The following is a 10,780-nucleotide window of genomic DNA, read 5'->3' on the forward strand; positions in this document are numbered from 1 at the left end:
GTTCCAACCGATGCGTCCGCCGGTCAGGTGGTCCAGCGTGCTGAACTTGCGCGCAAGCAGATACGGCGCCTCGTACGTGGTCGAGACGGTGACGCCGAATCCGAGGGTCGTGGTGGCGGCGGCCATCGCCGAGACGGCGAGCAGCGGATCGGTGACGGGCGTCTGGATGGCGTGGACCAGTGCCGCCGTCGCATCCCCGCCGTAGACGTCGAGTTGACCGACCGCGTCGGCGATGAACAGCATGTCGAACCCGCCGGCCTCCAGCGTCTTGGCGAGTTCGACCCAGTAGCCGATGCCGGTGTATTCGGCGGTGCGGTCGTCGGGGTGCCGCCACAGTCCGTAGTTGCCGTGCGACACCGTCGACATGGTGAATGCCGACAGCACCAACGGTGTTGGGGTCACGCCGACCGTCCGAACCGTGGCGGCACGGCCAATCCCAGATGGTCCCGCAGTGTGGTGCCGCCGTACTCGTGGCGGAACAGTCCGCGCTTGCGCAGCAGCGGCACCACCTGTTCGACGAAGTCCTCGAGCTGACCCGGGAGCCCCGAGTCCTGCAGCACGAACCCGTCGCACGCGCGTGTCTGGAACCACTCCTCGATCTGGTCGGCCAGCTGTTCGGGGGTGCCGGCGACACTTGCCCCCCAGCCATTGACCGTGCGGTAGAGGAACTCCCGCACCGTCGGGTTGCCGTCGGCCGCCAGCGCGCGATATCCGGCCAGCGCAGTCTGGTGGGTCTGGGTGCTGGAGGGGAACGCCGACGCAGGCACGGGCCCATCCAGGTCGGCGCCGGTGACGTCGACGTCCACCTCGAGCAGCCAGCCCGCCTGGTATTCCGGGCTGAAGTATTCGTAGGCGCTGCGTTCGATCCGGTCGACCTCGCCCTCGGTCGAACCGACGATGAACCGCAGCGACGGAGTGATCAGAGGTGCGGCGGCGCGTCCCTGCCCACGAGCCTCGTCACCGATCTGACGGTAGAACTCCTGCGCCCGTTCACGGGTGCCCTGCCCGGTGAAGATCACTTCGGCGTGCCGGGCGGCGAACCCCCGACCGGTGGGTGAGGATCCGGCCTGGAACAGCACCGGACGGCCTTGCGGTGAGCGTGCCGAGCCGATCGGACCGCGGACGTCGAAGTGCCGACCGTGATGGTCGGCAACGTGAATCTTACTGACGTCGTTGAAGATTCCCGAGGCTCGATCCTCGACGATGGTGTCCTCACCCCAGCCGTCCCACAGCGCCCGCACCACGTCGAGCGCCTCTTCGGCGATCCCGTAACGCTCGTCGTGGGCGACCACCCCACGGGCGCTGAAGTTGTCGGCCGCCGCCTCGGCGAAGCTGGTGACCAGGTTCCAGCCCGCCCGCCCCCCGCTGAGATGATCCAGCGACGACAGCTGCCTGGCCAGGTGATAGGGGTGCGCAAGGGTGGCCGAGCCGGTGACCACCAGACCGATCCGCTCGGTGACCGAGGACAGTGCCGCGGTCGTGGTCAGCGGCTCGAAGTCCTCGGTGGTCTTGTAGGCCCACGTCGCAGGTGGGCCGTAGTTGAGCCCATCGGCGAAGAACAAGGCGTCGAAGGCCCCGGCTTCAGCGACCCTGGCGCGTTCGATCAGCCTACGCCGGACACCGGAGGGGCTGTTGTCCAGTTTCGGGTGCCGCCACGGACCGGCCGAGCGCGTGTTCCCGAAGGCCAGCAGATGGAGTTGTCTGGGCACGATCGTAGAACCTACTCCGGCCGGTCACGGAGACGGCCAATTAAACTTGACGAGAACTCAATTGGGTGACTGGGGTCCACTCAGCCCGGGTACTCGGGACCGACGGCGCTACGCGCGCCCAGCGTGCGGCCACGCCCCCAACCCAGTTCACGCCGATAGCCGCCGAGCAGTCCGGTCGCGTCCAGACGCGCGGCGTCGCGGAAATCCGATTCAGCCGAGGCCGGGGTGGTCAACGGCGAGACGAACAGCGCGTCGGTCGGGCAGTACGCCTCGCACTGAAAGCACGTCTGGCAGCTGTCGTGGCGGGCGATGACCGGCACGCCGTCCTCACCGCGGTCGAATACCCTGGTCGGGCAGACCTCGATGCAACGGTCGCAACCGATGCAGCGCTCGCTAGCCACGATCTCGATCATGCGGCCCGTCCGCCCCCTACGGCGGCGCCGACGCGCTCGGGTCGGGTCCACAGCGCGTCGAGCCCGCCGGTCAGCAATCGGTGGCGCTGACCGGGATCCTGTTCGACGTGGTCGGTGCGCTTGTGCATACCGCGCGTCTCGGTGCGCTGCAGGGCAGCGTGATACATCCACCGGGCGTGGGCCACCATCGCGGCCGCCTCCCTCGCTCGGAAGACGTCTTCGCCGGTGGCGCCCAACCCGTCCCGCACCGCCGACCAGGTGTCGTGCAACGACTGCAGTGCCGCGCGGAGCTGGTCACCGTGGCGCAGGAAGTTGTGCTCGTGCGGCAGCACGTGCCGCTGGACGGCCTTGGTCACCGCCCGGTAGTCGAGCCCGACCGGTCCATCGGGGCGCAGGCCTGCGCCGCCGATCGGTCGCAGCGCGTCGGGGCGAGAGCTCCGTCTGATCGCGAACGCCGCCGCGCCTCGTCCCGCCCAACTGCCGGAGGACGCCGCCCACGCTGCGTTGTGACTGCCGCCGCCGGTGAATCCGCCGCAGATCAACTCGCGCGTCGCCGTGTCGCCTGCGGCATACAGGCCTGGCACGTCGGTGGAGCAGTCGAAGTCGGCGACCCGGACACCGCCCGTGCCGCGGACGGTTCCCTCGGCGATCAGGGTGATCTCGAAGAAGTCGGTGAAGGGATCGATCCCCAGACGGTCGAAGACGAGGAAGAAGTTGGGTTGGCCCTTGCGCATGGCGCGCTGCTGGTCCTCGGTGGCGCGATCGATCCGCGCGAACACCGGCTCCTCTCGGAGGGTCTCGGCGATGACGGTGCGCCCCCTGGCGCTGCCCGCCCCTTCGATGGGCGTCCGGTCGCTCCGGTAGAACGTCGCCCACGAGTAGTACGCGGTCTTGGTCAGCGAGGTCCCCTTGGGCGCGATGGCGAACGAGTTCGAGAACTCCATCCCCGAGAGGGCCGCTCCGGCTTCGACGGCCATGAGTGTGCCGTCGCCGGTGTTGACGTCACACCCCAGCGTCTTGGACTGGAAGGCGCAGCCGCCCGCGGCGAGCACCACCGCCCCGGCCTCGACGCGGACGACGTGACCCGAGTTGCGGTCGAGCGCAAGCGCCCCCGAGACCACGCCGTCCTCGTCGACGAGCAGCTCCAGGGCAGGGGTGTGGTCCAGGATGCGCACCCCGAGCCGCTGCACCCGGGTGCGCTGACGGCGCATGTACTCCGGCCCCTGCAGGTCGTCCCTGATGGGGCGGCCAGTCGCGTCGACCGGAAAGGGGTAGCGCTGGACGTCGGCGAGTTCATCCATCCGCGCATGGGTCTCGTCGAGCACGCGGGTCATCCACTGGCGCTCGGCCAGGTGACCCCCGAGAGACTCCCGGCTGGCCATCGCCGCCTCCCGAAGCTCGGGCACGTCGTCGACGTACCAGACACCGGTTCCGACCGACGCGGTCGCACCACTGGAACCGGTGTGGCCCTTGTCCGCCAGGACGACGTCGGCGCCGGCCTGCACCGCCTTGATGGCGGCCCACGTGCCCGCCGGGCCGCCCCCGATCACCAGCACGTCCGTCGAAAGCACGCCCTCGGCAAAAACTTTCGTCATGACACTCCTCTGCCGAGCCTTGAGCCCTCAGGCATCGCGATGGAATTGGTTTGCGGGGACGGAGAGACCGTAGTGTTCGCGAAGAGTGGCGCCCTCGTAGTCCTCGCGGAAGAGCCCCTTGCCGCGCAGGATCGGCAGCACGTGTTCGACGAAGGTCTCCAGCTCCGACGGCAGGCCCGGCGCCATGATGTTGAAGCCGTCGGCAGCGCCACCTTCGAACCACGAGATGATCGTGTCGGCGGCTTGTTCTGGTGTGCCGATGAACGTGAAGTGGCCCCGACCGCCACCCAGCCGCGACAGGATCTCGCGAACGGTCAGGTTCTCGCGGATCGCGAGCTCGATGATGAGGTCCGACCTGCTCTGCGAGCCTTCGAGTTTCGGACGCGCGAGGATGAAGTCGGGCAGTGGCGCGTCGAGCTCGAATACCCACGGGTCCACCTCGAAGTTCCAGGCCAGCTGCGCCAGACCGTATTCGGGGATGCGGAGCTCGTCATACTGCCGTGCCAGCTGGGTCGCCTCCTCCTCGGTCGAGGAGATGAACGGCACGATGCCCGGCAGCACCAGTAGCGCGTCGGGGTCACGACCGGCCGCCGTCGTCCGCGCCTTGATGTCGCGGTAGAAATCCGCCGCGCGTTCGTAGGTCTGATGCGCGGTGAAGATGGCTTCCGCGTGGCGGGCGGCGAAGTTCTTGCCGTCATCCGATGATCCGGCTTGCACCAACAGGGGGTGCCCCTGAGGCGGGCGCTCGACGTTCAGCGCGCCCGCCACCCTGAAGTGGCTGCCAACGTGGCCGATGGCGTGCAGGCGCTTTGGATCGGCGTAGCGACCGGAGGCCTTGTCGGCCAGGACTGCTTCGTTCTCCCAGCTGTCCCACAATGCCTTCGCGACGGTGAGGAATTCGTCAGCCCGCTCGTAGCGGGCCGCGTGGTCGGGTCGGTCGTCGAGCCCGAAATTGGCGGCCTCGTCGGCACCCGCCGACGTGACGATGTTCCATCCCGCCCGACCTCCACTGACGTGGTCGACCGACGCCAGGCGGCGGGCCAGGTTGTACGGCTCGTTGTACGTCGACGAAACCGTGGCGATCAGCCCGATGCGGCTGGTGTGCTGCGACAGCGCGGTCAGCAGGGTGAACGGTTCGAGCTGGCCGGGCGGTCGGAACGCGCCGCTTCCGGTGAGCGACGGACCGTCGGCCAGGAACAGCGAATCGAACTTCGCGTCCTCGGCCAGCTGTGCGAGTTTGATCCAGTGTTCGAGGTCGAAGTCGGCCCGCGGGTTGCTCTCCGGTAGCCGCCAGGCCGCCTCGTGGTGGCCGGCCTCCATCAGGAAGGCGTTGAGATGCAGTTCACGCCTCTGCGTGACCATTGGTCGTCTCCATTGCTTGGAAATCGGTTCTGCGTCAGGACGACTGAGTGCTGTCGAAGCCGTCGGGCAGGAGGTTGTCGGTGAGTTTCGTGACGTCGACCGGTTTCTTGATCTCACCGGCCTCCAGGAAGGCGTCGCTGAGGTCCTGCTCGGCCTTGATGTCCTCGGGCAGGACCTGGGTGACCTTGAAGGGGTAGGCGTCCACGGTGGCCTTGGCGTCGTCGAGGGGAATACCGGTTTCCTTCACGATCGCCTTGGCGTACTCGTCGGGGTGCTGTTGGGCCCAGTTGAAGATCCGGGCGACGCGCGTCAGCACGTCCGCCAGCGCCGCCCGCCGGGCCGGATCGTTGAGCGACTTGTCCGTTGCCACGTAGTAGTTGTTGACCTGGTCGATCGGCGGAAGACCCTTGGCGACGATGCGGGCGCCGCCCTTGACCGCGATCGCCGACGGTGGGTTCCAGATGGACCACGCGTCCACCTTTCCGGTGTTGAACGCCGTGGCTCCCGCTGCCGGGCTGAGGTAGACGAGCTGGACGTCGTTCGGGGTCAGGCCCACGCTCTTGAGCGCCAGCAGAGCCAATCCGTGGGCGGAGCTGCCCTGCGGAATGGCGATCTTCTTGCCGCGCAGATCCGCCAGCGTCTGAATCGGTGAATCCTTTGGCACGATGATGTTCTCGGCCGCCTTGGTGGGATCGGCGCCGTGCTGGGTGGCTACGATCTTGAAGCCGTACTGCTGCGCGGCGCCGGTGATGGGCGGGACGGTGCCGACGTAACCGAGATCGATGTCCCCGGCGGCCGCCGCTTGCACGAGCGGCGGACCGTAGTCGAAGCGGGCGAACTTGATCTTGTAGGGCGCGTCGTCGAATGCGCCGGTGACCTTCGACAACTCCTCGCTGCCGTCACCGCCGTTGTCACCGAGAGTGAAGGTGTACTGACTCCACTCGGGGTGGGCGGCGGCCGACGCGTCACCCGACTTGCTCAGCGGGCCGCCTTCTGGCGCCTTCCCCGATGAACTGCATGCCGAGAGGGCGGTCGCCACCGTGAGCAGAACTGCGGCGCCGATCACTCGGAGGGATCTGTGGGACATGGGTTCTCCTGTGCGGGATGGGCGAGGCGAAGAGATCAGTGGTTGCTGGCTAGCCCGAGGTCCGCCAGGAGCGCCAGTCGGAGTTCCTCGCGGGCGACGCTCGCCTCCCGGTCAGCGGCCGACAACTCGACGCGGTGGGAGCTGCCGATCCGTCCGTTGCTCATGATTACGATGCGGTCGGCAAGGGCGATCGCCTCGTCAACGTCGTGGGTGACCAGCAGCATCGAGGCGTGGTGTTTGCGGCGTAGCTCGCGAACCAGATCATGCATCCGGACCCGGGTGATCGCGTCGAGTGCTGCGAAGGGCTCGTCGAGCAGGATCAGCTCCGGTTCGGCGACCAAGGCGCGCGCCAGTGCGACCCGCTGAGCCTCACCGCCCGAAAGCTGCTTGGGCCAGGCTCTTTCACGGCCGGCGAGGTGAACGTCGGCCAACGCCTTGCGGGCTCGTTCGTCGGCGTCCGAGCCACGGAGGCCAAGGGTGACGTTGCGTAACACACGCTGCCACGGCAGAAGTCGGTCGCCCTGAAACACGATGGCGCGCTTGGCCGGTACCTCGATGCGGCCGCCGTCTGGCCGGTCAAGCCCGGCCAGCAGTCGCAGCAGGGTGCTCTTGCCACAGCCGGAGGGTCCGAGGAGGACGACGAGTTCCTCGTCATCGATCACGAGATCGAGATGGTCCAGAACGGTGCGGTCGTCGAACGTGCGGACGATCTGCTCGGCAAGCACGCCCGTCTGCTGGAGCGGTGAGGTCACGCCCGCAGCGGTCATGTCGCCTCATAGCTGGGCCGCCACCGCAGGAGCACCCGTTCGAGAATTCGGACGATCTGATCGGCAAGCAGGCCGAGGATCGAGTAGATCACCAGGCCCACGAAGACCTGATTGGTCTGCAGGTAAGTCTGGGCCTGGGTGACCAGGAAGCCGAGCCCCTGGTCCGCGTTGACCGTCTCGGCCGCCACCAGACCGAGCACGCTGTAGGCCAGTGAGAAGCGAAGTCCCACCAGGAATCCGGGGAGTGCGCCGGGCAACAGCACCCAGCTGACGACGCGCCACCATCCCGCTCCGGTCGAGCGGGCCATCTCGATCAGACGGTGGTCCACGCCACGGATGGCGGCGAACAGATTGAGGTACATCGGTACGCCTGCACCGAAGGCGATCAGCAGAACCTTGGTCAGTTCGTCGATGCCGAACCACACGATCATCAACGGCAATACGGCGAGCAATGGGATGGTGTTGAGGATCTGGGCGAGACCATTGAACAGGTATTCACCGCGTCGGAGAAAGCCGCCAAGCACCCCGGTCACGATGCCCACGCTCAATCCGAGCGCAAGGCCGAGGCCGGCACGCTGCAGTGAGATCGCCAGGTCGGGGCCGAGCACCCCGTCCTTCCACAACTGCACCGCCGTGCTTGCGATGTCGGTCGGAGCGGGTGCATACAGCGCAGGGAGGATTCCCGTCAGGCCGAGAATCTCCCAGACGACGAGGATCAACACCGGCGTGGTGTAGATGCCGAGCGGCCAGTGCAGCCGCCGCCGTACGGCGGCCCAGGACGCCGGCTCCCGGGAGTTCGCGGGGAGGAAGACGTCTCTGGCGTGCGTCGGGATGGCGGTGGCCGACGCGGATTCGGGGTCCCCTCGGCTCGCCAAAGTGAGGTTCGTCATCGGGTCTTCTCCAGTCGGTCGCACCTCGAACGCCCCATGGCGCTTGGACCGTCGCGCGATTCACGCGTTCGAGGTCTGCACACACCATGAACCAGCGGTGCCCGTTCGCCGAGCTATGAAATCGGCGGGATTCTTTTTGGCCGACGCTCTCGGTGATTCCGCCGATCTGCCGTCTCGACAAACGGAGACTATCTCCGTATAACTGACCGGAGACAGTCTCCGCACTTCAGTCGAGGGAGGACACCGTGAAGCTCACCGTGATGGTCTATCCGAAGGGCAAGGACCCCTCCGGTGTCGATGGCGTCCTGACAGAGATCGAAGCCGCCGCTGCGGCGGGCTTCGCCCGGATCTGGGTACCGCAGCTTCAGCCGGCCCCTGGCGTGGCGAGCTGGGACGCGTTGACCGTGCTCGGCCTCGCCGGAAGCCGGACCCCCGACGTCGAGCTGGCCACCGGCGTCGTGGCCGCCTACACCCAGCATCCACTGGCGCTCGCCCGCCAGGCGCTGACCGTGTCGGCGACGGTTCCAGGACGGCTGATCCTTGGCATCGGCGTCAGCCACCGCTTCATGGTGTCCGACATGCTTGGCTACCCCTACGACGCTCCAGCGGCCTTCCTTCGTGAATACCTGGAGGTGTTGGCGCCGGCGTTGGCCGGTGAGCCGGTCGATCACCATGGGGATCGCATCACCGCAGTGGGACAGGTCGACCTGTCGGGTGCGCCTGCACCGGCGCTCATCACCGCGGCACTGGGACCACGGATGCTCGACGTCGCCGGCGCACTCACCGACGGCACCATCGTCACCATGACCGGACCGAAAGCACTGGAAACCCGGGTCATTCCGCGCATCAGCGCCGCGGCCGAAGGCGTCGGCCGCGGTGCGCCCCAGATCATCGTGGGTCTGCCGGTCGTCGTCACCGACGACGCGGAGGCCGCCCGTGCCGAGATTCTCGAGACGATCGGCCAGGCCGGCGACATGCCCGCCTATCGCAGAATGCTCGACGCCGAGGGGGTCGACTCGATTGCGGACGTATGCCTGATCGGAGACGAGCACCAGGTGAGCTCGCGACTGCGCCGCTTCGCCGAGGTCGGGGCGACCGAATTCGTCGCTTCACCCCACGGTGACGCCGAGACGCGCTCGCGGACTACGGAACTGCTGCGTTCGCTATCGCCGTGAAGCTCATCGAAGGACACGGTGCCGATCAGGAAGCCGCACTGTCGTCGATGGCGTCGACGAAGGAAACCAACCCGTCCCGTTCGAGTTCGGCGACGATGTTGTCGCCCCACGCGACGTACCAGTCGAGGTTGGCGCGCCGCTTCTCGAGCGTCAGCGGTTCGGGAATGCGCTCGGCCGGGTCGAGCGCGTCCTGTCCTGACCCGGTTTCGACGGGGCGACCACTCGCCCGCCATGCGTCGGTCCCGCCGGCCAGCGCGCGCACCGGACGATGTGTCGCGTGTTGTGCGGCAGCCAGCCGGGCGAGCCTGCCGTCAGAGGACGTGAAGACGATGGCGGTGTCGGACGCCACCGACGACAGGGTGCGGTGCAGTGAGGAACGGCGTGCGACCACCGACCCTGGGATGTGATGGCGGACATGGACATACGGGCTTGCCGGCTCCAGGTCGACCACCAGCGGCAGCGGCTCAGAGCCATCGAGTAGGTCGGCGAGCTCTTCGACGCCGACGGTCGGCGCGGCCGACTCGGCGGAGGACGGGACGACGATCTGGCCACCGGTCACCAGCTGGTCGTCCGCATCGAGGAGATAGACGGTCACGTCGGGCAGCCCGAGCTGGATCAACCAGGTGGCGGTGGTACGGGCACGAACCCCGTCGGCGTCGTCGACGAGGATGACGCGACCGTTGCGGCTGCCGATGTGGAAATCGGTCTTCTGGACGAGTTGGCCGCCGGGCACCGGGCGGAAGCCGTCGAGGTGTCCCGCCACGTATTCCTCGGGGGTGCGGACGTCGAAGAGATACAGCGAGCGGTCCTCGGCCGTCGCCTTGACGTCGTCGAGCTCTTCACGCGTGATTTCGCGTACGCCGAATCGGCGAGCGACGTCGAGCGCGGCGGCTGCGGCCCTGGCACGGTTGGTGTCGCTGGGCACCGCTGCCACGGTGTCGTCACCACGGCCCGGCTCATAGCCGGCCAAGAGCCATGCGGTGGTGCCGTTCTCCAGCGATACCACCGGATTCGGGAAGCCGGCGTTGATCAACGTCTGGGCGCCGATGATGGCCCTGGTGCGGCCTGCGCAGTTGACGATCACCTGGGTGGTGGGCCTGCTGACTTGATCGAAGGCGCGGTAGAGCAGCTCCGGTCCTGGCGCGTCGATGCCGCCGGGAATGCTGATCGCCTGGTATTCGTCGAACGGGCGGGAATCGAGGATGACGATGTCCTCGCCGGCGTCGATCTTGGCTTTCAGCGCTTCTGCGGTGAGCCGCGGTGTGCCATAGCGGCGTTCGACGTACTCGCCGAGCGCCTTGCTGAGCGCGCTGAAGTTGGTGATCAGGTGGTAACCGGCTGACACCCAGGCCGGATTGCCGCCATCCAGTACGCGTACGTCGGTGTAGCCGATGGCGCCTGCCAGGCCGGCGGCCTGATGGGCCAGTCCGTCGTCGACGGCCGAGGTGAACACCACGGGCACCGTGCGCCGAGGGGCGAGGGTGGGCAGCCGCAGCTCCACCTCGCTGGCCGGTAGGGGCACAGCCACGGAGATGTGACCACCGGTGTAGGCGTCCCCCTCACTGACGTCGGCCAGCACGACATCGGCGTGTGCCTCCAGCAGCGCACGCAATTCGGTGGCCGTGATGGTGGTGTGCTGCTCGCGCGCGTCGGCGCCGGCCTGTCCGTCAAGGGATAGTGTCATCGCTTCTCTTTCGTATCTCGTTGCCGCTGAATGTGATCGGCTATCCGACAGGAGTCTCGGCCCACCTTCACCACGAAACCGTCGGCGCCGCCGTGCGC

Annotated in this window: 10 protein-coding genes; 1 reads left to right on the top strand and 9 read right to left on the bottom strand. The window is 67.6% G+C overall.

The features are described from left to right. From ACRDUX_RS39365 to ACRDUX_RS39400, 8 genes are all read right to left on the bottom strand, one after another. Positions 1–366, bottom strand: a 366-nt coding sequence (locus ACRDUX_RS39365; RefSeq protein WP_526422750.1) for an LLM class flavin-dependent oxidoreductase, incomplete at its 3' end; no start/stop codon positions are given. Between the two features lie 32 nt (positions 367–398). Next, positions 399–1,709: an NtaA/DmoA family FMN-dependent monooxygenase gene (locus tag ACRDUX_RS39370; RefSeq protein ID WP_526422732.1), complete on the bottom strand. Its 1,311-nt coding sequence runs from the start codon at positions 1,707–1,709 to the stop codon at positions 399–401. An 80-nt stretch (positions 1,710–1,789) separates the two neighbouring features. Next, positions 1,790–2,110: a 4Fe-4S binding protein gene (locus ACRDUX_RS39375; protein ID WP_526422734.1), complete on the bottom strand. Its 321-nt coding sequence runs from the start codon at positions 2,108–2,110 to the stop codon at positions 1,790–1,792. 8 nt (positions 2,111–2,118) lie between these two features. Next, positions 2,119–3,717 (bottom strand): FAD-dependent oxidoreductase, encoded by a 1,599-nt coding sequence (locus tag ACRDUX_RS39380; protein WP_526422736.1) that lies wholly within the window; start codon positions 3,715–3,717, stop codon positions 2,119–2,121. Between the two features lie 27 nt (positions 3,718–3,744). Continuing rightward, a complete protein-coding gene (locus ACRDUX_RS39385; RefSeq protein ID WP_526422738.1) occupies positions 3,745–5,079 on the bottom strand; it encodes an LLM class flavin-dependent oxidoreductase in 1,335 nt (444 codons plus the stop codon). A 34-nt stretch (positions 5,080–5,113) separates the two neighbouring features. Beyond that, the gene (locus ACRDUX_RS39390) at positions 5,114–6,166 is read right to left on the bottom strand and encodes an ABC transporter substrate-binding protein (RefSeq protein ID WP_526422740.1); all 1,053 of its coding nucleotides are present in this window, start codon (positions 6,164–6,166) and stop codon (positions 5,114–5,116) included. A 35-nt stretch (positions 6,167–6,201) separates the two neighbouring features. Continuing rightward, positions 6,202–6,933, bottom strand: a complete 732-nt coding sequence (locus ACRDUX_RS39395) for an ABC transporter ATP-binding protein (RefSeq protein ID WP_526422742.1) — start codon at positions 6,931–6,933, stop codon at positions 6,202–6,204. Then, entirely contained in the window at positions 6,930–7,823 is an 894-nt protein-coding gene (locus ACRDUX_RS39400) for an ABC transporter permease (protein WP_526422744.1), read from the bottom strand. The genes ACRDUX_RS39395 and ACRDUX_RS39400 overlap by 4 nt, the downstream gene beginning before the upstream one ends. 245 nt (positions 7,824–8,068) lie before the next feature. Here ACRDUX_RS39400 and ACRDUX_RS39405 point away from each other — a divergent pair, with 245 nt between their 5' ends. Continuing rightward, a complete protein-coding gene (locus ACRDUX_RS39405; protein ID WP_526422746.1) occupies positions 8,069–8,998 on the top strand; it encodes a TIGR03564 family F420-dependent LLM class oxidoreductase in 930 nt (309 codons plus the stop codon). Positions 8,999–9,023: 25 nt separating this feature from the next. Here ACRDUX_RS39405 and ACRDUX_RS39410 read toward each other — a convergent pair whose 3' ends face one another. Next, the gene (locus ACRDUX_RS39410; RefSeq protein ID WP_526422748.1) at positions 9,024–10,682 is read right to left on the bottom strand and encodes a rhodanese-like domain-containing protein; all 1,659 of its coding nucleotides are present in this window, start codon (positions 10,680–10,682) and stop codon (positions 9,024–9,026) included. Positions 10,683–10,780: the final 98 nt, after the last annotated feature.

The organism is Mycobacterium sp. (genome assembly GCF_050701675.1).
In the GTDB taxonomy this organism is placed as follows: domain Bacteria; phylum Actinomycetota; class Actinomycetes; order Mycobacteriales; family Mycobacteriaceae; genus Mycobacterium.

Bases quoted from the DNA above. Each gene is read 5' to 3' on its own strand.
- ACRDUX_RS39380 (WP_526422736.1), bottom strand. From the start codon at position 3,717: ATGACGAAAGTTTTTGCCGAGGGCGTGCTTTCGACGGACGTGCTGGTG.
- ACRDUX_RS39385 (WP_526422738.1), bottom strand. From the start codon at position 5,079: ATGGTCACGCAGAGGCGTGAACTGCATCTCAACGCCTTCCTGATGGAG.
- ACRDUX_RS39390 (WP_526422740.1), bottom strand. From the start codon at position 6,166: ATGTCCCACAGATCCCTCCGAGTGATCGGCGCCGCAGTTCTGCTCACG.
- ACRDUX_RS39395 (WP_526422742.1), bottom strand. From the start codon at position 6,933: ATGACCGCTGCGGGCGTGACCTCACCGCTCCAGCAGACGGGCGTGCTT.
- ACRDUX_RS39400 (WP_526422744.1), bottom strand. From the start codon at position 7,823: ATGACGAACCTCACTTTGGCGAGCCGAGGGGACCCCGAATCCGCGTCG.
- ACRDUX_RS39410 (WP_526422748.1), bottom strand. From the start codon at position 10,682: ATGACACTATCCCTTGACGGACAGGCCGGCGCCGACGCGCGCGAGCAG.